A 23,876-nucleotide genomic window follows, 5' to 3' on the forward strand; every position below is an offset into this window, starting at 1 on the left:
CCGAACGAATACGAAACTGTACCAAGCCAGAATGGAGGCTCGGACACGCTTCCTTTATCCTTGCGCTTCTCTCCGCGGCAGCGCGCAGAAAGACATTCTGCCCGATCGCAATAGAGGGGGGGCTGGGAGCGGTATCATCGGTGTCGATGTTGCAGGACATTCTCGACTGGAGCGTGGCCGAAGGAGATTTGCCCTTCGTTTTCGGCTTGGTGGGTGACCGAAACGGCGTTCGCTGCTCCGGCTCAGCCAGTGAAGCGTCTCCGCTGGGCAGGGCCACGGAGGACGCGCTTTTCCGTATTTTCTCGATATCGACATCGATTTTCGCGACCGCTGCCATGATCCTTGTCGATCGCGGCAAGCTCAATGCCTATACTTCCGCCGAAGACATCGTCAGAAAGTGGACCTGCCAGCGACAGGATCGGTCCAATGCAGACGTGCCGGAGCAAGATCCCTTGCCGCCGGTCGCGCCTTTCAGCCTCGAATGGAGTCCATCAACAAGGAACTAGGCACAATGACATTGCACATGCTGCCGCCGAGAGAATTGCGGTTTCTTCGCTTCGCGCAGAGCACGGCACCAAGATGCGCTGGCGCCTCCGTTTCGCCACGTCTTTCGGACACGGCCCAATATGATCCCGGAGCGCCGGTCCCGGCGAGTTAAAGGTCGCAAAAAGATGCAAAGAAGATCGCCCGGATCTTCGAGCATGAGGCTGGCAGCGCCCAGGACGACTGTCATGGCAAGTGGCGGTGAATTAGGGATCGGCGAAATCCTGTCTTTCGGCTCGTACCGCTTGATCGGGGCTGAGCGATTGCTGGTCAAGGATGGCACACCGGTCGCTATTGGCGGCCGCGCGCTTGACGTTCTGATTGCGTTGACCGACCGAGCGGGGGAGATCGTGAGCGGGCGAGAACTGATCGATCTCGTTTGGCCGGGCGTCTTCGTCGAGGAAGCCAATCTTCGTGTGCACATCGCCGCCATTCGCAGAGTGCTGGCAGACGGCAAAGACGGGTCTCGATACATCGTCAATGTTCCCGGCCGGGGCTACACTTTCGTTGCACCGGTTCGGCGCTCAAACGCGGACGGCACCGACCTGATTGTCGCTCCTGCCGGTCCCGTGCTGCCTCCGAGTCTCCCGGCGCCCTTGCAACTGCTGGTCGGACGGGACGAGACCGTCGCCACCCTTTCCTCGCTGCTGTTGTCGCGACGCTTCGTCAGTGTGGTCGGGCCAGGCGGAATAGGAAAGACGACCGTCGCCGTCGCGGTCGGCCACGCGCTGCGTCGGGAATTAGGCGACGATGCGGTTTGCTTCGTTGATCTCGGTTCGCTCACCGCTCCAGCAGACGTTCCCGCTGCCGTCGCGTCGGCACTCGGCTGCTTTGTCCAGGGGCCCGACCCCGAGCTGTACATAAGCGCCTTCCTGGCCGATAAGCGGACCCTTGTCGTTCTTGACAATTGCGAACATGTGATCGAGACGGCTGCGCCGCTGTGCGAACGGCTCTTTCGCGCAGTGCCGTCGCTGCACTTGTTGACGACCAGTCGCGAGTCGTTGCGCGTTGAGGGCGAGTATGTGCATTTGCTGATGCATCTCGACAGTCCGCCTAACGACACGCCATCTGCCGTTCAGGCGCTGGCTTCGCCCGCCGTCCAGCTTTTCATGGAGCGGGCGGGATCGAGCGGGCACCGTGCCGAGCTCAGCGACACCGAAGCTCCAATCGTTGCGAATATCTGCCGCCGGCTTGATGGAATTGCTCTGGCGATCGAGCTGGTTGCCAGTCGTGTGGGCACCAACGGTATTCAAGGAACCGCCGATCTCCTGGACAGCGGCGCCGGGCTGTTCCTGCAGGGCCGGCGATGCGCGTCGCCCCGGCATCAGACGCTGCAGGCCATGCTCGACTGGAGCTTCAGGCTCCTGTCAGCGGATGAGCAGAGAACCCTCTGCAGGCTGTCCGTATTCGTTGGCCAATTCACGCTGGCGGCGGCGCATGCAGTCGCCGGGGGCGATGGCGAGACGCAAATGGTCACCAACACGATCGCCAGCCTGATCGACAAGTCTCTCATGGGGGTATTGTCGACAAGCGGGCCTGCTTACTACAGGCTCCTGGACACAACACGCGCCTATGCCGCGGCCAAGCTCGCGGAAGGCGGGGAGGCGGATGCGGCCGAAAGACGTCACGCTTGCCACTTCGTCGACTTGCTGGAGCATGGCTTGGCCAAAGGGTCGGCTTTTGATGCCCACAACGTAGCCGCCTACGCTCCGCACATTGGCAACGTCCGCAAAGCGCTCGCGTGGAGTTTTTCAAGCTCGGGCGACCGTTCCATCGCCATTAAGCTGGCTGCGCATGGGGCTGCGTTATTCCTGGGGCTTTCACTGCTGGATGAGTGTCAACAATGGTGCCGGCGAGCACTGGGCTCGCTGCACGAGACGGATCACGGGATGCAACTGGAACTGGAGCTCCAGGGAGCTCTGGCGATGTCAGCCATGTACGCCCGCGGCAACAGCTTGGAAGTCAGGGCCGGCATCGAGCGCGGCCTGGACCTCTCCGAGACTTTGCGGGATGGAGGACGTCAACTCCAGTTGCTTTCTGGACTCTACATTTTTCTCACGCGCCAGGGCGACTTCAGCGGCGCCTTGGCGGCGGCCAAACGAAGCGACACCGTTGCCAAGGCGAGCGGCGGCCCGACCGAAAACGCAATGACCGAATGGATCTTGGGTGGATCGTATCATCTAACCGGCAATCAGGCGGCTGCGCTGCGTCACTGCAAACAAGGCATGAGGCTTGCGTCAGATTTCAAGCTGGGGAGGGTGAGCTTCTTTGGCCACGACCACCGTGCATCAGGGCTCGCAACGCTCGCCAGGTCTTTGTGGCTGTGCGGCTTCGCGGATCAGGGTTGCAAAATTGCACGTCAGGGGATCAAGACTGCGCAAGGCTACGATCACCCGGTCTCATCTTGCATTGCTCTCATCTATCTCATCCCTGTTCTCCACTGGAGTGGCGATCTTAAAGCAGCGGAAGAGCATACCGAAATCGTAATCGAGCAGGCTATCAAATACTCCCTTGCCCCCTATCACGCCGTTGGCCTCGCGCTGAAAGGTGAATTCATGGTCGCGCGCGGCGATGCGGCATCGGGCGTCGAAATCCTGCGGGCAGGACTGAAAGCGATGGATGCCAATCGGTACCGCATCGTGACGTTGCCGGCATCGCGTGCCTTGGCCGAGGGCCTGGCCCTTTCCGGTCGGCCGGAGGAAGCGCTGGCCACCATAGACGAGGCTGTGGCGCATGCGGAGCAAGTCGGAGAGATACTCTGGTTGCCCGACCTGCTGCGAGCCCGAGGCGAAATCCTGCTGGCGCGGCCGAGACCGGACCTTCCTGCAGCAGAGGGTTCGCTGCTCCGCTCGATCGATCGTGCCCGCAAGCAATCCGCCCTGGGCTGGGAGTTGAGAGCTGCAATTCCTCTGGCACGCGTGTGGCGGGAACACGGCCGGAGCGGGGACGCCCGCTCCATGCTCGACCACATCTACCAACGGTTCAAAGAGGGATTTGGAACCCAAGATCTGGTTGCCGCGCGCCGACTTCTCGACGAACTGAGCTCGACCAACTGAGTTCTGCAAACCAGTCGCGGTCCGCCTTCAACCCCCGTGGCTCTTTCGTGCTCGCGCCAGGCGCCTGGAGCGATGCCCCACGCATGTACCTATTCACAGCCTGTCTTGGGCGCGAATATTTACAGCTATTTGCAACGCTGAACTCGCCTCACAGCTCATAGAGCGGATAGTTCCATGGCATGGAGTACCAGGCAATCGGCACGCTGGAGGGAGTCAGAATTGGGACATTCGCGTGGCTTCCTCACACCGAACGCTCCGGAACATTTCCTCCCCGGCAGCGGAATAGTCTTGGCGCGCGCGTTTGCAAGGTCAGGCGGATCGATCGCCCGCAGCCCTAGGTACCGCCCACGACCAAATCGAACCCTCTTGGCGCAGGAGTCCGCAGCTTATGTTTAGCACCCAATCGACAACGATAGGCGAGCGCGCGGTGTGCATTGCGCATGAAGTGAATCAGCCACTTACAGCAATACTGACAAACGCGGAAACCGCCTTGCGGTGGTTGACGAGAGACCCAGCGAACCTCGATGAGGTGAAACGGGCCATTGAACGGATCATCGGCAACAGCCTTCGCGCCGCCGATGTCGTCAGAGGCGTTCGGGATCTTGCTCGAAAATCCCCGCCCATACCGAACAACCTCGACATCAACGACTTGATCAGAGGTCTCCTCAATCTCGTGAGCCTCGATCTGCGCCATCATCGCATCGCGGTCGAGGTGGACCTCGCTGAGAACCTGGAGCCCATCAGGGGCGATCGCTGTCAACTGGAGCGGGTCGTCGCCAACCTCGTCGCGAACGGCATCGAGGCGATGAGCATGGTGCAGGACCGGCAGCGAAAGCTGCGCATCGTCACCCAACTCGACAAGAATGGCGATGTGCTGGTTGCAGTCGGGGACTCGGGCACAGGGCTCGATCCAGCACTTATCGATCGCATCTTCGATCCCCTGTTTACGACCAAGCGCGAGGGCATGGGATTGGGGCTGTGGATATGCCGCTCTATCGTCGCAGCCCACGGCGGTCGGCTCTGGGCCACACCCGATGTTCCGCATGGCAGCATTTTCCAATTCGTCATCCCAAAGACAGTTGAGCCAAACTCAGTCGGATCGAGTCGATGCCGGCGGACGATGCGAACGAACCGCCAGGTCGAAGGGCTTTATCGCGGCGCTCCATTTTGATGATCTCGTTCGGCGGCGTGGGAAGTCGGAAAACATGCCTGCCTTGAGCAACATGGCCTGCCTTGATCGACAGGCGGCGCGCCTGTGACATGTTCATGAGGCTTCACGCTGCAGACCCGCGCCGCTCCTGAGAGACGGCGGGGCTGCGGCGAGACGGTGGAACCTTCTCATTCACCCTTGAGCTGCTGGAGGAAGTTCTTGCCTTCAGCCGGATGGGCCTTGAACGAATTGATGCCGTCAAACCACCCATTCTGGGAGAAGTCGCTGTAATTGCTGCTGTGATCGCCACGGTCGCGACCGCCATCGCGGTCTCCCCCGTGCGACGAGGCGGCAAAGGCGCCGGTGAGCGGAACGGTGACGATCATCGCGGCAAGCACCGCCTTCAGAGGGATAGAACGCATGATTAGATATCCTTTTCGATGAGGATGGCGGCGATTTGTTCACCGCGCATTCCGAGCCACAGGCACTCGGGAACTTTCGGGTTGCGAAGTTGATCTCGCCGCTTCCGTTCTCGTCCTGCATTACTTAACTAGCAATTGGTGGAAGTAATATGTAGTATATCAAAGTATCATCGATGTATGACATAGTATGGATCGCCAACTGGCGATGCGTATACGGCACCAAGGGGGAAATGGGCTTCATTGCACCCCGGGCGTCCGGACCTGAACTAAGATGGTCCGACGGCTGCCGGGCTGATCTGCACCTTGCTGCCCTCGGCAAGTTCGACCGGCGGATTCAGGATCACAAGGTCGCCCTGTTTGACGCCGTCACGGACCTCGACCTCCGTTCCGAGATCGCGCGCCACCGATATTTTCCGGATATGCGCAATGCCGTTCTCGACCACGGCAACCTGCAAACCATCCGCGTTGAAGATGATCGCATCTGCGGACACGGAAAAGCTGGGTGTCTTGCGCGGGATCTGGAGCTCGACAGTACAATAGGTGCCGGGCGTGAGAACACCGTCAGGGTTCGGAATGTCGATTTCGGTCAGCAAGGTCCGTGTGCCCGGTGCCAGCGCATCGGCAATCCGCGTCACCGTGCCGGGGAAGGTACGGCCGGGGATTTCGGGGACCTGGAGCACGGCCTTGACCCCCGGGGTCAGTCCAAAGGCCTGGTCCTGGGGGACGTAGACCTGGGCACGGATCACATCCCCCTGCATGATGGCGAACAGGAAAGTGCTGTTGGTCGTGTCGGCCTGCACTAGGCTGCCGATGTCGACGTTGCGTTGAGTGATGACGCCGTCGAACGGGGCGACCACCTGCTGGTAGGCCTGTTGCTGGTCGAGAACGCGCAACTGGTCCTGCTGCGCATTCACGTTGGCCTGCGCAACGCCGACAGCCGCCTCCTGTGCCTTGAGGGTTTGGACGTCGATCGTACCCTGTTCCTTGGTGATCCAGCCCTGGTCCACCAGGGGTTTGTCTCGTTGCCACGTCACCTTGGCGAGATCGAGATTGGCTTGTGCTTGTTGCAGCGCCGCCTTGAACTGTCCCAAGGTTGCCTGGGCCTGCAAAATCTGGTCATCGAGTTCCGGCACGGCAATCTTGGCTAGCAACTGTCCCTTCTTGACCTTGTCCCCGATATCGGCCTCGCGCGTCTCGATATAGCCGCTGGCTCGCGCGAAGATGTCCGCGACGTCGAAGGCAGTTGTGGTGGCGGGCAGACTGACTTTCACGATGTCGTCGCTCGGCCTTACCGCCGCAACTCGCACCAGCGGAATGAAGTCACGCGCCTGTTTGGCCGAAGCCGCGAGTTCCTGGTTGCGCGAATAGTACCCTTGGGCGCCATAGGCCAGTCCCGTCATCAGCAGAGCGAGCGCGCCCAATGCAAGCAGCCGGCCTCCGCCTCGGCGCGGCGGCCGCTTCATTGCATCATCCATCACCGTGTCGTCGTCCTGATCCAAACGGTGCCTCGGTTTCATGCGATTTCCTCTTCGAAGACGCCGTGAGCCGTCTTGCCGTCCTGTCCGCTACGCAGCATCGCGAACAGGTACGGCACGACGAGGAGCGTCGTGGGCGTTGCAAACAAAAGTCCCCCGATGACCGCGCGCGCCAGTGCGGCATTCTGCTCTTCTCCCGCTCCGCCGATCGCCATGGGAACCATGCCGACGATCATCGCGGCCGCGGTCATAAGCACAGGTCTGATCCGGGTGTGGCCGGCGTCGATCGCGGCGTCGAACGCGGACTTGCCTGCCAACTGCTGGTCCCGGGCGAAGGTCACGAGCAGGATGGAATTGGCCGAAGCAACCCCGACCGCCATGATCGCACCCATCAGTGAGGGCACGTTGAGCGTCGTGCCCGTGATGAACAACATCGTCACGATGCCGCAAAAGGTCGCCGGCAAGGCAAGGATGACGACGAAGGGGTCGCCGAAGTTCTGATAGTTCACGACCATCAGCAGATAGACGAACACGGCGGCGAACAGGATGCCGATGCCGAGATCCCAGAAGGCATCGTTCATGCTCTGGATCTGCCCTATAACCTGGATGGTGTTTCCGGGCGAAAGCTGCTTCTGCAGGTCGGCGACGATCGTGCTGATCTGGCTGGAGACACCTCCCAGATCGCGACCCTGGACGCTTGCATAGACTTCGTAGACTGGCTGGACGTTCGCCTGGTTGGCGTTTGTCGGGAGACTGTCGCGCTTGAACGTCGCGACGTTGCTGAGTTGCCCGGGAACCTGTGCGCCGGCGGTGTTGATGGTTGAGGACACAGGCGTGTTGCCGAGATCGTTCAATGACGCGATCTTGTTTTCCGGTGTCTGAACGGCGAGGTAGTAGGGAATGCCCGTGGTCGGGTCGGTCCAGAAGTTAGGCGACACCTGCTCGGAGGAACTCAGGCTCACATTGATGTTGTTGGCGATCGTGCTGGCATTGAGGCCGAGCTGCGCCGCCCGCGTGCGATCGATGTCGGCATAGAACGCCGGCGCGTCGACTTCCTGCTGCAGGTGTGCGTCGACCACGCCGGGAATGGCGGCGATGCGGCGCCGCAACTCCGATGCAACCCGCAGATTGGTGACGCGGTCATAGCCGACCGTACGGACATCGATCTGCGCCGGCAGTCCAAAATTGAGGATCTGCGTGACGATGTCGGCCGACTGGAAGTAGAACAGAACGTCTGGAAAGGCGCTTGGCAGCGCCGTGCGCAGCTTGCGCACATAGTCGGCAGTCGGCGCGTGGCCGTCTTTCAATGCGACCTGGATCACACCGTCATTCACGCCGATGGTCGATCCATCCGTGAACGCCAAATTGTAGGAACGCGCCGGCAGGCCGATGTTGTCGACGACAAGCTGGAGGTCGCGATCAGGAACGATCTCGCGGATCTTGTCCTCGACAGCCTGGAAGATCTTTTCCGTCTCCTCGATCCGGGTTCCCGCGGGAGCCCGAACATGGAGTTGGATCTGGCCGCCGTCGATCGCGGGAAAGAAATCGCGACCGACGAGCATCGTCAGCACAGCGCCCAATGCGAGCACCAGGGCTGCAATGAGGGGAACGATGAACCGGCGCCTGAGGAGTACGGCCAGCAACTCGGCATAGTGCAGGCGCATGGCCTCGAAACCACGTTCGAACCTGGCGTGAAACCTGCCGAACCAGCCCGTCGAGGCGCCATGGCGTTCGCTTTTGAGCAGCAATCCGATGGTGATCGGAGTGAGCGTCCTCGAAAGTCCATAGGATGCGAGCATCGCGAACACGACGGCAAGACCGAGCGGCGTGAACAGATATTTTGCCGGACCTTCCAGAAAGACCACCGATGTGAACACGCAGCTTATGGCCAGCGTCGACACCAGGGTCGGCACGGCGATACCGGCGGCTCCATGCAGCGTCGCCTGCGGCAGCGTCTGTCTTTCCTCGGTGAGCAGGCGATGGGTGTTCTCGAGCGTCACCGTCGAATCGTCGACGAGGATGCCAATCGCGAGCGCCAGGCCTCCCAGCGTCATCGTATTGAGCGTTTCGCCCAGGAAATACAGCGCCACGACCGACGACAGGATCGCCAGCGGGATCGAGATCATGACGACCAGCGTCGATCGCCACGATCCGAGAAACAGCAGGATCATCAGAGCGGTGAGTGCGGCCGCGATCACGCCCTCCCGCAGCACGCCGGCGATCGATTGCTTGACGAACACCGACTGGTCGAAGAGCTCTCTGATTTCCATGCCGGGAGGCGCCGCGGCGCGTGCCGTCTTCAAGGCATCCCGAACGGCATTGACCACCTCCAGCGTCGAGGCATTGCCGTTCTTGATGATGCTGAGCAGAACCGAATGCCGGCCGTTCTCGCGAACGATGTTCTGCTGGACGAGCCATCCGTCATGGACTTGGCCGACATCCTTGACGAACACCGTAGCGCCATTCACGACCTTGATCGGAATATCGTTGAGCTCATCGATGGTTGCTGGCGTGGCGTTGGTGCGCACGACATACTGTGTGTTGCCGATCTTGGCCGTGCCCGACGGCAAAGTCAGGTTCTGGGCGTTGACCGCGTTGACGACGTCGAGCGGTGTCAGACCCTTGGCCAGGAGCTTCGACGGGTCGAGGTCGACCATGATCTGGCGATATTTTCCGCCCGCCGGAGTCGGCAGTGTGACGCCCGGGATCGGGGCCAGCTGCTGGCGGATCCGATAGATGCCGTAGTCGTAGAGCTGCTGTTCGTTGAGTGTGTCCGAGCTCAGGCTGATCTGCAGGACCGGCACGCTGGAGGCATTGAACTGCACCACGAGCGGTGCCTGGATACCCGGCGGCAGGAGGGCACGAATGGCGTTTGTGGCCGAAACGATCTGCGCGATCGCGAGATCGAGATTCACATCCTGTTGAAAATAGATCTTCTGGACCGACAGCCCCCCTAAGGTCTGCGCCTCGATGTTCTTGATGCCATTGACGTTGGAGCTGATCGCATACTGGCTGTACGTGGTGACACGCTGTTCCATCTCCGGCGTGCTGAGGCCGCCATAGCTCCAGATTACAGTCACCACCGGAATGTTGATTTCCGGAAAGACGTCCAACCGCATCTCGCGACTTGCGACGCCGCCGAGAAAGAGAATCAAGGCAGCCAGCACATAGAACGTGTGCGGAAATCGCAACGCGAACCGAACGATACCCATGCCTCAGCCGATGACCTTCCTGGCAACGTTAGTCGGAACGGCTCGAGCGATGAACGTCGCCGTATTGCCGGATTTTCTTTCAGTGTCTCCGAAATGACTTTGCGCCCATTGCCTCGAATGTCCGGTCCTTGCGCCCAAAAGGCGTCGGCGCCGAGCGTTGCCCGGTGACGTCGCCAAGCTCATCGCCGGGCGCCCGATGGCAGGCTGGTTTGGGCAACATCAGTGCAGTGGGCGAGACCATTGCGACCAGCATGTGGATGCTGCGCGCGGCGGGCGGGCCGTCGCCGGGACAGCCCGCCCAGGCCGTCAGGCCCGTCCGCATAGCTTCGCCGGGGCAAATCCAATGTCATCGGCCCGCCGCAGCCAGAATGAGGTCGGCGACCTCCTTGGGATGGGAAACCAGCGACAGGTGGCCCGCATCGATCTCCACCGTCGTCGCGTGCATGCGTTTGGCGAGGAACCGTTCGAGATCAGGGTTGATCGTCTTGTCCTGCTTCGACACCGCGTAGAACGATGGCTTGGAATGCCATGCAGCCTCTGTGGTTCGTCCGCCGAAGATGGTCGCAGCGGTGGGCTCCTGGACCGCATACAGGATCTTGGCTTGCCTGGGCGCGACACCGTTTGCGAAGTATTTCAGGAATGACTCTTCGGACAATCTGGTGAAGCCATCATTCACCTGGATGCCGGCTCGAACGGGTCCTGCGGGAAAGGTTGCGGAAAGAGCGACGAAGTCCTCACCGGCATCCGGTGCTCGTGCAGCCACATAGACCAGCGATGTAACCTTGGGATCAGTCCCCGCTTCGCTGATGACGGTGCCGGCCCAGGAATGCGCTACGAGCACGGTTGGCCCATCCTGCAGCGCCAGCGCCCGTCGCGTCTCCGCGACCGAGTCTGCCAGCGACGTCAGCGGATTCTGCACCGCGGTTACTCTGAGGCCGGCTGCCTGAAGGAGCGGAATCACCTCGGCCCAGCTCGATCCGTCGGCCCACGCTCCGTGCACGAGCACGACGTTGCGCGCCACGGTATGTGCGGGCTTGGGCGTGGGATTGTCGGCTGCCACGGCGACTCCCGACAGGCCAAGAGTGAGGGCAATTGCGATGGCATTGACGATCTCGCGCACGGGTCTCTTCCTTCCCTTTTTTCAAACAATCGAATGCGCCGATGACCAAGATGAGGGCCAGCGATGCGGTAGCAAATCCTGCGGGCCGGCTCCGTGGCCAAGGCGTTTGCGGAGGCAGCTCGTTGCGACAATCCCGATTTCGCGGTTCGGCGTCTTTCGGAAACGCCCCTGCCTTTCTCGTCGCGCACGAACGGGCAGGTCCGATGGCGATGTGATGGGCGCGCCCGCCGTCGGCAACGACCGAAGGTCACCAAAAAAGGGCGGCGGATCGCTGATGCGACCCACCGCCAGTTCAGGCGCCCGCGGGAGGAGGGGACGGGCGCCTCAGGAGTTCGGCAGAATGGCGCGTGCGCGGAGTGCGTGGGAGCTTCGCCTCCAACGCAACGCTTCGCCACGTGGAAGAGGCTGGGCGGCAAACATTGAGTGAGGGGCAAAGAGCAGGGCCACGAGAAGTCGCGTGGCAGAAAGCGAGTCGCCGGCCGTCGGCAGCGCCAGCATCGCACACTGCCAGATCCGTCCATCGAGCGCCCAGGTCGCCTGTCTTGCTTGCGGCAACTGCTCCGCAGCTGCCCGCACACACAGCCGGCGCAGCTGTCCGCGGCTGGGTTGGGGGAGCGCAGACAGCCTGTGACCACCACGGTCCCCGCCACAAAGCGCGTCCAGCGCCGCGCCCCATCTCGCAAACATGAAGTCTGCTCCCCGCTCAAGCACGATTGCTTCGGCAAGATAGGGTTCCAGAACCCCAAACTGCGCCAGTTCGACACTGCCGCTCGCGCCTTCGGTGGCGCGACCGAACCCGTCCGACCACTTGCCGGCGACCCAGCGCGACGCCGCCCGAAGATCGCCGCGGTCTAGCCGCCAGGGATAGGATCGGCATTGGTCATGAAGGCGCGCGAGTTCGACCTCACCCATGATCAACCGCCTCGGTACACGAGCGCGAAATGCGAATCGGAATTGCTTTGAAGGAGGGCGTGAAACTCATCGGATCGTGCGCATAGAGCGGCACGAGGGGGTTTGCCTCGGGATAGTAGGCCGCACAGCTGCCATTCGGGAAGGCATACGGGACGATCCGAAAATTGGACAGGCGGCGTTCAACGCCGTCGGTGGACAGAGTGATCAAGTCGACGCGGTCGTCGGCCTGGAGGCCACGCCTTTCCATCTCCTGTTCGTTGAGGAAGATCACGTCGCGCTGACCGAAGACACCGCGATAGCGGTCGGACATCGAATATATCGTGGTGTTGTACTGATCATGGCTGCGCACCGTCGTCAGCCATAGAGCGTCTAGACTGTCCAGGGGCGGATCCTCGCCGAGGCCGTCGAAGACGAGGAAATTCGCCTTGCCGGAAACTGTCGCCCAGATGCGTTCGCGCGCGTTCGATGTCAGATGGAAGCCGCCCGGGATGCGAATGCGGGCATTGAAACCCTGGAAGATCGGGAACACGTCTTCGATCGCGTCGCGGATAAGGTCGTAGTCGGCGGTGAAGCTTTCCCAGTCGACGACGGAACCTGCACCCAGCGTCGCCCGTGCAATGCCGGCGACGATTGCAGGTTCGCTCATCAGGTGCTCCGACGCCGGAACATTGCGGCCCGCCGACGCGTGCACCATCGACATCGAATCCTCGACCGTGATCGACTGCGGCCCCGTTGCCTGGACGTCTATTTCGGTGCGCCCGAGGCAAGGCAGGATCAGCGCGTCGCGCCCGTGTACCAGATGGCTGCGATTGAGCTTGGTTGACACTTGGACCGTCAGGTCGAGCTTGCGCAAGGCAGCGCGGGTCACCTCCCAGTCCGGGATGGCTGACACGAAGTTGCCGCCGACGGCGAAGAACACTTTCACCTTGCCGTCTTTCATGGCCTCCAGCGCGGTCACGACGTTGTGGCCATGTTCGGACGGTGGCTTGAAGCCGAAGCGGTGCTCAAGCCGATCGAGAAATTCCTTTGTCGGCGTTTCGGTGATGCCGACCGTGCGATCGCCCTGGACGTTGGAATGACCGCGTACCGGGCAAAGTCCGGCGCCCTCGCGGCCGATATGACCGCGCAGCAGCGCGAGATTGGCCAGCTGCTGCACGTTTTGTGCTCCCCGACGGTGCTGCGTGATGCCCATGCCATAGACAATGATCGCTCGTTCGGCCTTCATATAGGCGCGAGCGGCGTATTCGATGTCCTCGCGAGCGAGCCCTGACTGAGACACGATGTCGTCCCATCGCGTCGCCCGCAGGTCGGCGGCGAGAGCCTCGATACCCGTCGTATGGCCCTTGATGAAATCCCAGTCGAGGATCGCCGGCAATTCGCCCGCCCGCGCCGCATCGTCTGCTTCCATGAGAACTTTCATGAGCCCCTTGACGACCGCGACGTCGCCGCCGACACGCACCTGATAGAGCTTGGCGCTGATCGGTGTCGACGTAAGCGTTGCCATTTCGACCGGGCTTTGGGGCGACTGGAAGCGCTCCAGGGCGCGCTCGCGGAACGGATTGAAGGACATGATGGTTGCGCCGCGCCGCGAGGCGTTGCGCAGGCTCGTCATCATGCGAGGGCTGTTGGTGCCCGGATTTTGTCCGAAGATGAAGATGCAGTCCGTCTTGTCAAAATCGGAAAGCAGGCAGGTACCCTTGCCGACGCCGAGCGAGTGCGGCAGGCCGACGCTGGTAGCCTCGTGGCACATGTTCGAGCAATCGGGGAAATTGTTGGTGCCGAACTCTCGCACGAAGAGCTGGTAGAGGAACGCTGCCTCGTTCGAGGTGCGGCCGGATGTGTAGAACTCGGCCATGTTGGGATCCGGCAATCCGTTGAGGTGGCGGGCAATGGTTGCAAAGGCCTCGTCCCAACCGACCCGCACGTAATGGTCGGATGCGCCGTCGTAGGCCATCGGATGGGTCAGGCGTCCGACCATCTCGAGATCGAAATCGCTCCAGCTTGAAAGCTCGGCAACGGTATGGGCGGCGAAAAACTCCGGCGTGCAGCGTTTCGCCGTGGCTTCCCAGGCAACCGCCTTGCCCCCGTTCTCGCAAAACTCAAAGGATGAAGTGTGCTTGGGGTCCGGCCAGGCGCAGCCGGGGCAATCAAATCCCTCCGGCTGGTTCATGCGCCCCAGAGTGGCCGCCCCCCTGATCGGGATTCCCTGCTCGACAAGGTGTTCGCCTAGCGACTTGAGCGCTCCCCATCCGCCGGCCGGGGCATTGTAAGGACGAATGTCATTGGCCATTAGAGACGCCTCTACGAAGAGCTGAAGAATCCTGTGTGGGCAAGAAGCCTTCCGGCAAGCAACATCTTTCCATCGCAGTGCCGCCGCCAGCGCTGTCGGCTATGTTGCACCGGCAGCGCTGCGGGGCGGCAACTCTCCCGGAGCTGCCAGCTGAATGGGCCGCGTGTCCGACCCACGTGGGGGGTGGCGCCAACGGGCGAGATCGCTGTCGAAAGGGCGGTCTGCGACATCCCTGCGATTGCCGCAACGCCAGCGATAGGGTGTCTCGCCAACGAAACGTCCGAAGACCGTGGTGAAATGGGCTTGGTTCTGAAAGCCGACGCTCAGCGCCACGTCGACCAGGGTCATCTCGGTCTCGATGAGCATCTGCTTGGCACGGTCAATCCGCCGCCGCAGCAGGAATTCATGCGGGCGAATGCCGGTGGCCGCCCGGAACTGTGCGGCGAAATACATTCGGCTGAGCCCCGCCACTGCTGCCATGTCCGCGAGCGTAATCGTCTCATCGAGATGTGAATCGACGTATTCGACGACGCGCTTCCATCGCCATTTGGACAGGGCGGCCGTAGAGCGTGCCGCCGGCTCATCCGGGTCTGGCTGCGGATCTGAGCGCAGCGTGAGCAAGCGGGTTACGATGGCAAGGCGGACTGCATCGGCATAGAGGTTGCCAAATCCATCATGGCTGTCTTCTGCCGCCTCGAGCGCCCTGGAAAGACGCTGGACGACCGGATCAGAGGAGTGCCGTTCTGGGACCAGTTCGGCCAGGCCTAGGTCCCGAGGCGCGTGGAAAGCATTCAGACCGTCGATCGCGCTTTGGCCTGCTTGGGCAAATTGCGCCATGGCCCCACAGGGCGCCGCCGTAGGATCAGGGTCTGCCGCTGCATTTGCATGCATCGTTAGACCGCCGCGACGGGGTTGCGGCATCGCTGCAGCGGACACCGAGAGAACCACATTCATATGAGTGAGGGGGATCGAAATCATGCGGCAGTCTGGCGCCACCGGGTAGGCGCCGTTGCCTGCGTCGAATGGGTCGAACAATGACGAGCCGACTTCAGGCGTTCGAGGCGGGCCGGCGACATGCATCGCTCGGACCATGCCGTCGCGTCGAGGAAGGACGGGCAGATCCTCTGCCGGTTGCCGATCGTAATATTCGGATGCAGACAATGAGTGGAACTGCATTGGGCCCGTGCTCCTCTAGCCTCAGAATTTTCTTCTGCTTGCTGGTCAAGGTACACGGGTGGGAAATCTGCTCCATTGAATGGCCGTCTGAATGAATCATATCATCAGCTATGCTGCGTATACGATGGTATCTACTGTTGGCGGCGGCGCCTTGGGCGCGTCTGGCGATGTCGGCAACCTTGTGCAGGGAGGTCGCCGGTGCCGTGCGACAATGATCCCACCGTGCGGTTGAACGTTGACGCCGCTGTGTAGCCGTACGGTTCTCCGACCGGTCGCCAGGTCGCGGCATCGCTGCCTGCGAACCTCAGGCTAGTCAAACCTCTGTATGATTTCGGTCTTGGCTCTACGTTCGTATGCTGGCGCCGAGATGAGATCGCGCCGGGCGACGCCGGGCGACACAGTCTCCGGGGGACACCGATGTGTCGAAAATTCCGATGGTTGCCATAGTTGACGACGACGAGGCGGTCCGCACGTCCACCGCGAATCTGATACGTTCCTGCGGCTTTGCCGCGAACCTGTTTGCTTCTGGCGAGGAACTCTTGCGTTCGCCACGGCTCGCCGACGCCTGCTGTGTCATTGCCGATGTGCAGATGCCGGAAATGAACGGGTTGGAACTGCAGACGTTGCTCCTGGCACGTGGCCACACCGTTCCGGTGATTCTTATCACGGCCTATCCTGACGAACGGACCCGGCAAAATGCCCTCGCTGCAGGGGCGGCAGGCTTCTTCTACAAGCCTTTTGACGCCGCCGCCATGATCCGGTGCATCGAAGATGCGCTGAACTGGCCACGCGAAATCAAGCCGGAATGACGTCTTCGTGGTGAGCCGAGCGCTGCCACCGCCATTGCTTTCGGAACGAAGTCGCGTGCGTTCCAAATCGGAATTTTGCGTTCGTTCCGGGAAGATTGCCGCCAGCCTGTGCGGTTGAATTCCAGGCAGGTTTCGGCGATCGCCTGCCTAGCCCCGCTGCACAAGAGGGCGCGACTGCAGAAACATCAGCGCACATGCGCCGATGGGTGGATTGGTGATATTGATGGTGTAGCGCGCGGAAGCCATCCCAGCCCCCTCGGCATTACCGACAGTCGCGACCACGTCTCGCCTAGTGGCGGGGCTCGTTGCCAAATTAATATGCTAAGATGGCGTTGTGCCATTCCTGGGCCGTGCGGAGCAGGAATCGTGAGAGCGGATTGCTATCGTGACAGCAGGTTCCAATCCAGGCCAAACCGCGTCGACCGCTTTTGCGCCGACAGTCTATGTCATCGATGATGACGACGCTGTGCGCGATGCCCTGAGTGGGCTGTTCAGATCCGTGGGGCTGCATGTCGAACTGTTCGCCTCCGCCAGCCAATTCCTGCAGGGCAAGCTGCCGGAAACGCCAAGCTGCCTCGTGCTCGATATCCGGTTGCCCGGCGTGAGCGGCCTCGATTTCCAGGCTCACCTTGCAAAGTCGAACATTCAAATGCCCGTCGTCTTCATGACTGGACACGGGGATGTCCCGATGTCGGTGCGCGCGATGAAAGCCGGAGCGATCGATTTTCTGACCAAACCGTTCCGGGACCAGGACATGCTTGATGCGGTCTTCGGCGCGCTCGAAAACGACCGCATAAGGTGGGAATCCGACCAGGAAGCGGCGACGATATCAGCCCTGTACGAAACTTTGACCTCTCGTGAAAAGGAAGTCATGTTCTTCGTGACCAAGGGCCTGATGAACAAGCAGATCGCGGGCGAGATGGGCCTTAGCGAAATTACAGTCAAGATCCATCGCGGGCATCTCATGCGGAAGATGGCGGTGCGGACCTTGCCCGACCTGGTACGGATTGCAGAACGGTTGGGCCTTCGAAGCGCAAATCAATAGCTATGGCAAAGTCGTCATCCGGTATCGCGCGAAAATCTATCGATTCCGCCCGCTCGCTCCAGCGGTTCTCGACCCTCCGCCGTTCGGCGGATATGACCCCGTGACGCAGCGCCGGTGTGGACGGCAGGGGCCTTGGTTCATCATTGAAAACGGTGACGGTTCATTCTTTGCTCACCCTGGTTGGCCTAGCTGCGAGACACCTTCGAGGATCGATCGCAGCTCCTCTCTGCCCCTGGCGATCCGCGACGTCAGTGTCCCCACGGGAATGCCCAGCGCCTTCCTGGCATCGGCATAGGAGAGGCCTTCGACCGCGACTAGCACGAGCGCTGCGCGTCGTTCGGGATTGATCTGCTGAAGCGCCGAGAATACGTCCACGAATACGAGCCTGTCGGCCTGTGGCGACGTCGCGATCGCATCTATCGTTTCTGAGATCGTGATCACTGCCTGGGCATGGCGTTTGGCGCGCCGCAACTGGTCGACGAACAGATTGTGCATGATCGTGAGCAGCCAGCGGCGTGGCGTATCGCCGGCCGTCCAGTTCGCCATCCTCGACAGCGCCCGTTCGAGGCTGTCCTGCACAAGGTCGTCGGCGGCATCGCGGTCCCGCAACAGCGCGCGCGCATAACCACGCAGCCGTGGGATCTCCGCGACGATCGCTCGCCTGCGTTCGTCAGTGATCTCGGCCGCCGCGCCGCTTTCTGAAGAAGAAGCGTCAGCCGAACGAAAACTCGGCTGCGGCGAAACATCAGGCGGAAGGTCGAGTTGCGTCATGTTCGTGGTCATCAGGCGATGCGCAATGGCGGCGATTGCAATTTGTGATCCGGACTGAACTCGGTCGGCCGCGAACCTGACGGCCACAGCCATCCTCTGGTTCGGGACTGCACATCTGGTCTGTCAGGCATGTGCCGGCGCCTTTCCTGGCTCTAGCTGTGTCCAATCGAAGCTGTTCGGCTGGGGGCTGTCGGCGCCACCATGGCGGACCCGACTGAGGCCTTCTTTTCGAAACGACTACATTCTTTCGCGAAGCAATTGTGGGCGACCCAATGCTGAGGAAGAAGATGTGTTCGCCGGAATGCTGGCCCATCACTCGGCCGGGCCGAGTGACATCCTCGCCGCAGGGGCAGGCACGTCTTCTGCACCACCCTTCAGGTAGGTCCAATAGAGAGGAAGTCCGGTGAAGAGGAAACCGCCAGCAATGTTGCCCAAGGTCACGGGTATCTGGTTCCAGTACCACCAGTCTGCGAAGCTGATCTTGGCCCCGAGCATCATCCCCATGGGAATGACGAACATGTTGACGACGCAGTGCTCGAATCCGAGCGCGAAGAAGGCGAATATGGGCAACCAGCATCCGACGATCCTGCCGAGGGTGGACTTCGAACTCATCCCCATGACGACGCCGAGGCAGACCATCCAGTTGCAGAGCATGGCCTTGACGAAGGCGGTCACCAGTCCGTCGTATCCATACGGCTCATAGGCGATCGTCTTCGCTTCGGCGAGCGCACGCAGATGATCTCCGAGCGCACTCGCCCCAACATTGCCGACATCGGTCAGGACGACATAGAACAGCCCGGCAAAGATGAGCGAACCGAGCATGTTGCCGACGAAAACCCAGAACCAATTGGCCGACATCCGGCCGACCGTCGTGCGGTGAGCGAGGACGGCCAGGGGTACCAGGCCAAAATTCCCGGTCACGAGTTCGAGGCCAAGGATGATGATGATGGCAAATCCCACCGGGAAGATGAGAGCGCCGACGAGCGCGACATTTGTCTGAAGCGCACCCTCCAGGGCCATGCTCGTCGCGAAGGCAAGGAGCGCCCCGGAAAGCATGCCGCGGATCAAAAGATCAGGAACGCTGTGAGCGGCCTTAGCGGCACCGAGATCCACCATTGCCCGCACGATTTCGCGCGGCGAGAGGCTGTCGTTCATGATCGCTATCCTTCTGCGCCGAGCAGGCTGGTTCCGCATTTCAGAGCCGCAAGGCGCGGCAACTGCGGTCTGGCTGAAGGGATCGCAACTGACGGCGTGGCCAGAAAGCGAGCTGCGATACCCATGACGTCTCCCATGCGTTGCCAACCAGGACCGATTGGCACGCTGATTGTCACTTCACGGATGAATAGCCGACAGCACTTCGCGGCGACATTCTACGGAGGGTAACCGGATTACGCACTTGATTTAGGCCAGACATTCCTTGGTATGTCTTGTCGGCCAAGGAACTGAAGCGCTCGCTCGGCTAGATAACGATGTCGCCGCTGGCAATTCCGTAAATGCCAACGAGGCAACCAAGTGCCGCAGCCGCCAACACTATCCATTCTACGCCGACCAACACTTGCTTGTTCTGTTCCCGTCTGACCTGAACATAGAGCAGCGTACCGGGTGCGTAGAGAATAGATGAAAGCAACAAAAATTTCAGGCCGCCTGCGTAGATCATGAACGCAACATACAATGTGGCAATGCCAGCCACGATCAAGTCGCGGGATCGCTGTGCGGGTTGGGTTCCATAAGTCTCTCGGCGTAAAGCGAGAAGGAAGCCGTATCCAGCCACGAGCAGGTAAGGAATTAACACCATGGCACTGCTCAGTTTCACCATGAGCGCGAACGCATCCTGCGAGAAAAGCGTGCTTATAACGAAGACTTGAATGACGATATTGGTCAGCCACAGCGCGGCGGCCGGGACTTTGTTGGCATTTTCACGCGCAAAAATCCTTGGCATGTCGCCGCTCTTTGCGGCCGCGAACAGCACCTCGACACAGATCAACGACCAGGCAAGATAAGCGCCTAGCACAGAAACAATCAGCCCTACGCTGACGAAAACCGCGCCCCAAGTACCGACGACGGCCTCGAGAACGGAAGCCATGGATGGCTGCCTCATTCCAGCGATTTCCGCCTGTGTGAGTACGGCATACGGCAGAAGCGTCACCAGAACCAGCAGAAACAAAACGGCGACGAAACCGACGATCGTCGCCCTGCCGACATCGGAGCGTTCCTTGGCATAGCGAGAATAGACGCTTGCTCCCTCAATCCCAATGAACACAAAGATTGTGACCAGCATGGTCGATCGGACTTGCTCAAAGAGACCGCTTTGCGATGCCAGCTCTCCGCCCCAAAGGTTGCTGACGAAGATGTTCGCCTTGAACGTTCCGGCCAGAATCAAAATGAAGGTAAGGATGGGAATGACTTTTGCGACCGTAACAACGGTGTTGATGACGGCAGCTTCCTTGATCCCGCGCAGGATCGTGAAGTGGAACAACCAGAGTGCGATCGACGAGACCACCACTGCCGGGACCGTGTCACCGTTGCCAAAAACCGGGAAGAACGCGCCGAGCGTCGACTTGATCAGAATCCAGTATGAGACGTCGGCAATGCAGGCAACCAACCAATAGCCAAACGCAGAAAGGAAACCAGCGTAGTCACCGAAGCCGGCTTTTGCGTAGGCAAAGATGCCGGCATCGAGTTCGGGCTTGCGCTCCGCGAGTGCCTGAAAGACGCGGGCCAACGTATACATCCCGGTCCCGGCGATACTCCAGGCGATGATTGCGCCGACCGGTCCGGTGGCATTGCCGAAGGTACGAGGCAGCGAAAATATGCCGGCGCCGATCATTGATCCGACCACCATCGCCGTTAGCGCCGCGAGCGAAAGCTTCTGCGAGGTCTGGGATGCCATGGCCGCGTCTCGAGCCGGTCGTCAATTGCACAAGCGAAATCCGTCCGAATTGCTAAACCGGTCCAGGTCGCTCACCCGATGCTGCATCGGAGAAAGTCACAAGTCCAGCCGATGAAACTCCACTGCGGCGGTGTATTGCGTCGAGGCTCCGAAATAGAGACGCGATGCACAGGAATGAGACTCTCAGCTAATTTCACGACCACGCCAAAAGCATAGGGTTTGGTTTGTACTGAAATTCCAGCCCGCTCGTTGGCTCACGCACAGATGATTTCCGATCACTCGGGAGAGGCACGTGGCAAGTAAGTCCGAGCAGAAGCTGTCCTTGTTCGCCCTGATCGCAATGGTTGTCGGATCGATGATCGGGGCCGGTATCTTCAATCTGCCCGGCAGGTTCGCCACCGCGACGGGCCCGTTCGGCGCCATCATCGCCTGGATGATAGCCGGAACCGGCATGTACATGCTGGCCCGGGTGTTCCAGGCGCTGGCCGAGAAGAAACCCGATATCGATTCCGGCGTCTTCGCCTATGCCAAGGCCGGCTTCGGCGACTATATGGGCTTCCTCTCGGCGTTCGGCTATTGGCTCGGAAGCTGCCTCGGAAACGTCTTCTACTGGGTGTTGATCGGATCGACGCTCGGGCGCTTTTTCCCCGAGATTTTTGGGGATGGCAGCACCGCGACCGCGATCATCGTCTCGCTGGTTGGCATCTGGGCCTTCCATTTCATGATCCTGCGCGGCGTCGAGCAGGCCACCTTCATCAATAGCGTCGTGACGGTCGCGAAGATCGTACCGATCATCGTGGCGATCCTCGCCATGGCGTTCGCGTTCAACTACACGCAATTCTCAGAGAACTTTCTCGGCGGCGTGGGCATGCCGGAAAAGACCCTGCTGGCGCAGGTGCGCGACACCATGCTGATCACCGTTTTCGTCTTCCTCGGCATTGAGGGAGCGAGCGTGTATTCGCGCTTCGCAGAGAAGCGTTCGGATGTCGGCACCGCCACCATTCTGGGTTTTGTCGGCGTCACGGGCCTGATGGTAGCCATCACCCTTCTGCCCTACGCCACGGCTACGCGTGCGGTCATCGCCGGAGTCCAACAGCCCTCGCTCGCCGGCGCGCTCGAACTGGTCGTGGGACATTGGGGCGCGGTGTTCATTTCCATCGGCGTGCTGGTGTCAGTGCTCGGCGCCTATCTCGCCTGGTCGCTGATCTGCGCCGAGGTACTGTTCGCCGCGGCGAAGTCGCAGGACATGCCCAAGCTTTTCGCGGCGCAGAACGGCAACCAGGTTCCCGCCAACGCGCTTTGGCTGACCAATATCGTCGTCTCGCTATTCGTCATCTCAACCTATTGGTCGCGTGACGCCTTCAACTTCATGCTCGACATGACAAGCGTGACGGCGCTGCTGCCCTACCTATTGGTCGCGGGCTATGGCGTGCTGATCGCCCGCCGCGGCGAGGGGTACGAGACCTCGCCTGGTCAGCGCGGGCGCGACCAGTTATTCGCCTGGATCGCCGTTGTCTACACGCTTGTCATGTTTCTGGCCGCCGGCTTGAAATACGTCCTGCTGGTGGCGGTGCTCTTCGTGCCGGGAACCGTCCTGTACCTCTGGGCGCGGCGCGAACAGAACGCGCGGATCTTCACATCGGTCGAACTCATCATCTTCGCCGTCACACTGGTCGCTGGACTCGCCGGTTTCGTCGGCCTGTTGACTGGCGCAATTACACCTTGACGAGAAAGGCACAAGTCATGGCGATGGAAACGAAATTCGGCGTGCATTCCGAAGTCGGGCAGCTTCGCAAGGTCATGGTCTGCGCGCCCGGCCGCGCCCATCAGCGCCTGACGCCCACCAATTGCGACGGACTGCTGTTCGATGATGTGCTGTGGGTCGACAACGCCAAGCGCGACCATTTCGACTTCATGACCAAGATGCGCGACCGCGGCGTCGAGGTGGTGGAGATGCATAACCTCCTCGCCGAAACTGTCGCCGTCCCCGAGGCGAAGAAATGGATCCTCGACAATCAGGTGGTGCCGAACCAGATCGGCCTGGGCCTCGTCGACGAGGTGCGCTCCTATTTGGAGGGGCTCTCCAACCGCGATCTGGCGGAGACGCTGGTCGGTGGTCTCTCGACCCATGAATTCCCCGAATCCATAGGGGGCGAACAGCTCGAGCTGATCCGCGACGCGGCCGGGGTGAACGAGTATCTACTGCCGCCGCTGCCGAACACGCTCTACACCCGCGACACCACCTGCTGGATCTATGGTGGCGTTACACAGAACCCGCTCTACTGGCCGGCGCGGCATGAGGAGACCATCCTCACCACCTCGATCTACAAGTTCCATCCCGACTTCGCCGGCAAGGTCAACGTGTGGTGGGGCGACCCGACCAAGGATTGGGGCCTCGCCACGCTCGAGGGCGGCGACGTCATGCCGATCGGTAAGGGGAATGTTCTGATCGGCATGAGCGAGCGCACCTCGCGTCAGGCCATCAGCCAGCTCGCTGCGACGCTGTTCGAGAAGGGCGCGGCCGAGCGCGTCATCGTCGCGGCGATGCCGAAACTGCGCGCGGCGATGCATCTCGACACGGTGTTCACCTTTGCCGACCGCGACTGCGTGCTGCTCTACCCCGATATCGTCAATGGCATCGAGGCGTTCTCCTACCGGCCGGACGGCAAGGGCGGCGTCGAACTGCATAAGGACAAAGGCACCTTCGTCGAGACGGTGCGCGACTCGCTCGGCCTCAAAAAGATGCGTGTTGTTGAGACCGGCGGCAATGCCTACGTCCGCGAGCGCACCCAATGGGATAGTGGCGCAAATCTGGTCTGTGCATCGCCGGGCGTCGTGTACGCCTATGACCGCAACACCTATACAAACACGCTGCTGCGAAAGGAGGGCATAGAGGTCATTACCATCATCGGCGCGGAACTAGGCCGCGGTCGTGGCGGCGGCCACTGCATGACCTGTCCGATAATCCGTGATCCGGTGGATTACTGACGAGAGAGCGTTCCCGG

General features: G+C 61.0%; 17 protein-coding genes. 7 read left to right on the top strand and 10 right to left on the bottom strand.

Features of this window, described 5'->3' with window-relative positions:
* Positions 1 to 140: 140 nt before the first annotated feature.
* From AC1DYW_RS28025 to AC1DYW_RS28035, 3 genes are all read left to right on the top strand, one after another.
* The gene (locus AC1DYW_RS28025) at positions 141 to 506 is read left to right on the top strand and encodes a hypothetical protein (RefSeq protein ID WP_457154227.1); all 366 of its coding nucleotides are present in this window, start codon (positions 141 to 143) and stop codon (positions 504 to 506) included.
* A 225-nt stretch (positions 507 to 731) separates the two neighbouring features.
* The gene (locus tag AC1DYW_RS28030; protein WP_457154226.1) at positions 732 to 3,599 is read left to right on the top strand and encodes an ATP-binding protein; all 2,868 of its coding nucleotides are present in this window, start codon (positions 732 to 734) and stop codon (positions 3,597 to 3,599) included.
* 388 nt (positions 3,600 to 3,987) lie between these two features.
* Positions 3,988 to 4,770 carry a sensor histidine kinase gene (locus AC1DYW_RS28035; protein ID WP_477228365.1) on the top strand — a complete coding sequence of 261 codons (783 nt, stop codon included), beginning with the start codon at positions 3,988 to 3,990 and terminating at the stop codon, positions 4,768 to 4,770.
* Positions 4,771 to 4,937: 167 nt separating this feature from the next.
* Here the strand turns inward: AC1DYW_RS28035 and AC1DYW_RS28040 are convergent, their stop codons facing one another.
* The 7 genes from AC1DYW_RS28040 to AC1DYW_RS28070 all read right to left on the bottom strand — a co-directional run bounded on the left by AC1DYW_RS28040 (position 4,938) and on the right by AC1DYW_RS28070 (position 15,356).
* Positions 4,938 to 5,171 carry a hypothetical protein gene (locus AC1DYW_RS28040; protein ID WP_477228366.1) on the bottom strand — a complete coding sequence of 78 codons (234 nt, stop codon included), beginning with the start codon at positions 5,169 to 5,171 and terminating at the stop codon, positions 4,938 to 4,940.
* 266 nt (positions 5,172 to 5,437) lie between these two features.
* Positions 5,438 to 6,670, bottom strand: coding sequence for an efflux RND transporter periplasmic adaptor subunit (locus AC1DYW_RS28045; protein ID WP_477228367.1), 1,233 nt, complete (start codon positions 6,668 to 6,670; stop codon positions 5,438 to 5,440).
* 14 nt (positions 6,671 to 6,684) lie between these two features.
* The gene (locus AC1DYW_RS28050) at positions 6,685 to 9,858 is read right to left on the bottom strand and encodes an efflux RND transporter permease subunit (RefSeq protein WP_457153529.1); all 3,174 of its coding nucleotides are present in this window, start codon (positions 9,856 to 9,858) and stop codon (positions 6,685 to 6,687) included.
* Between the two features lie 346 nt (positions 9,859 to 10,204).
* Entirely contained in the window at positions 10,205 to 10,933 is a 729-nt protein-coding gene (locus tag AC1DYW_RS28055; RefSeq protein ID WP_457153531.1) for an alpha/beta fold hydrolase, read from the bottom strand.
* Positions 10,934 to 11,302: 369 nt separating this feature from the next.
* Positions 11,303 to 11,890 (bottom strand): hypothetical protein, encoded by a 588-nt coding sequence (locus AC1DYW_RS28060; protein WP_457153528.1) that lies wholly within the window; start codon positions 11,888 to 11,890, stop codon positions 11,303 to 11,305.
* Positions 11,883 to 14,180, bottom strand: coding sequence for an FdhF/YdeP family oxidoreductase (locus AC1DYW_RS28065; protein WP_477228368.1), 2,298 nt, complete (start codon positions 14,178 to 14,180; stop codon positions 11,883 to 11,885). Before AC1DYW_RS28065 ends, AC1DYW_RS28060 begins: the two co-directional genes overlap by 8 nt.
* Before the next feature lie 99 nt (positions 14,181 to 14,279).
* Entirely contained in the window at positions 14,280 to 15,356 is a 1,077-nt protein-coding gene (locus AC1DYW_RS28070; protein ID WP_457155137.1) for a helix-turn-helix transcriptional regulator, read from the bottom strand.
* Between the two features lie 419 nt (positions 15,357 to 15,775).
* Between AC1DYW_RS28070 and AC1DYW_RS28075 the strand changes: the two genes are divergently transcribed.
* Entirely contained in the window at positions 15,776 to 16,165 is a 390-nt protein-coding gene (locus AC1DYW_RS28075; RefSeq protein WP_477228369.1) for a response regulator transcription factor, read from the top strand.
* 382 nt (positions 16,166 to 16,547) lie between these two features.
* A complete protein-coding gene (locus AC1DYW_RS28080) occupies positions 16,548 to 17,210 on the top strand; it encodes a response regulator transcription factor (RefSeq protein WP_477228453.1) in 663 nt (220 codons plus the stop codon).
* A 171-nt stretch (positions 17,211 to 17,381) separates the two neighbouring features.
* On the opposite strand, the gene AC1DYW_RS28085 is transcribed toward AC1DYW_RS28080, so the two are convergent.
* The 3 genes from AC1DYW_RS28085 to AC1DYW_RS28095 all read right to left on the bottom strand — a co-directional run bounded on the left by AC1DYW_RS28085 (position 17,382) and on the right by AC1DYW_RS28095 (position 20,871).
* The gene (locus tag AC1DYW_RS28085) at positions 17,382 to 17,981 is read right to left on the bottom strand and encodes a sigma-70 family RNA polymerase sigma factor (protein WP_477228454.1); all 600 of its coding nucleotides are present in this window, start codon (positions 17,979 to 17,981) and stop codon (positions 17,382 to 17,384) included.
* Positions 17,982 to 18,293: 312 nt separating this feature from the next.
* Positions 18,294 to 19,136, bottom strand: a complete 843-nt coding sequence (locus AC1DYW_RS28090) for a formate/nitrite transporter family protein (RefSeq protein WP_477228370.1) — start codon at positions 19,134 to 19,136, stop codon at positions 18,294 to 18,296.
* 304 nt (positions 19,137 to 19,440) lie between these two features.
* Positions 19,441 to 20,871 (bottom strand): basic amino acid/polyamine antiporter, encoded by a 1,431-nt coding sequence (locus AC1DYW_RS28095; protein WP_477228371.1) that lies wholly within the window; start codon positions 20,869 to 20,871, stop codon positions 19,441 to 19,443.
* A gap of 292 nt (positions 20,872 to 21,163) precedes the next feature.
* Here AC1DYW_RS28095 and AC1DYW_RS28100 point away from each other — a divergent pair, with 292 nt between their 5' ends.
* Together AC1DYW_RS28100 and AC1DYW_RS28105 are read left to right on the top strand one after the other, a co-directional pair.
* Positions 21,164 to 22,597, top strand: coding sequence for a basic amino acid/polyamine antiporter (locus AC1DYW_RS28100; protein WP_477228372.1), 1,434 nt, complete (start codon positions 21,164 to 21,166; stop codon positions 22,595 to 22,597).
* Positions 22,598 to 22,614: 17 nt separating this feature from the next.
* A complete protein-coding gene (locus tag AC1DYW_RS28105; protein WP_477228373.1) occupies positions 22,615 to 23,859 on the top strand; it encodes an arginine deiminase in 1,245 nt (414 codons plus the stop codon).
* The last annotated feature ends 17 nt before the right edge of the window (positions 23,860 to 23,876 follow it).

The organism is Mesorhizobium sp. P2_D5 (assembly GCF_056404355.1).

Bases quoted from the DNA above. Each gene is read 5' to 3' on its own strand.
- AC1DYW_RS28030 (WP_457154226.1), top strand. From the start codon at position 732: ATGGCAAGTGGCGGTGAATTAGGGATCGGCGAAATCCTGTCTTTCGGC.
- AC1DYW_RS28035 (WP_477228365.1), top strand. From the start codon at position 3,988: ATGTTTAGCACCCAATCGACAACGATAGGCGAGCGCGCGGTGTGCATT.
- AC1DYW_RS28040 (WP_477228366.1), bottom strand. From the start codon at position 5,171: ATGCGTTCTATCCCTCTGAAGGCGGTGCTTGCCGCGATGATCGTCACC.
- AC1DYW_RS28050 (WP_457153529.1), bottom strand. From the start codon at position 9,858: ATGGGTATCGTTCGGTTCGCGTTGCGATTTCCGCACACGTTCTATGTG.
- AC1DYW_RS28060 (WP_457153528.1), bottom strand. From the start codon at position 11,890: ATGGGTGAGGTCGAACTCGCGCGCCTTCATGACCAATGCCGATCCTAT.
- AC1DYW_RS28065 (WP_477228368.1), bottom strand. From the start codon at position 14,180: ATGGCCAATGACATTCGTCCTTACAATGCCCCGGCCGGCGGATGGGGA.
- AC1DYW_RS28070 (WP_457155137.1), bottom strand. From the start codon at position 15,356: ATGCAGTTCCACTCATTGTCTGCATCCGAATATTACGATCGGCAACCG.
- AC1DYW_RS28085 (WP_477228454.1), bottom strand. From the start codon at position 17,981: ATGACGCAACTCGACCTTCCGCCTGATGTTTCGCCGCAGCCGAGTTTT.
- AC1DYW_RS28090 (WP_477228370.1), bottom strand. From the start codon at position 19,136: ATGAACGACAGCCTCTCGCCGCGCGAAATCGTGCGGGCAATGGTGGAT.
- AC1DYW_RS28095 (WP_477228371.1), bottom strand. From the start codon at position 20,871: ATGGCATCCCAGACCTCGCAGAAGCTTTCGCTCGCGGCGCTAACGGCG.
- AC1DYW_RS28105 (WP_477228373.1), top strand. From the start codon at position 22,615: ATGGCGATGGAAACGAAATTCGGCGTGCATTCCGAAGTCGGGCAGCTT.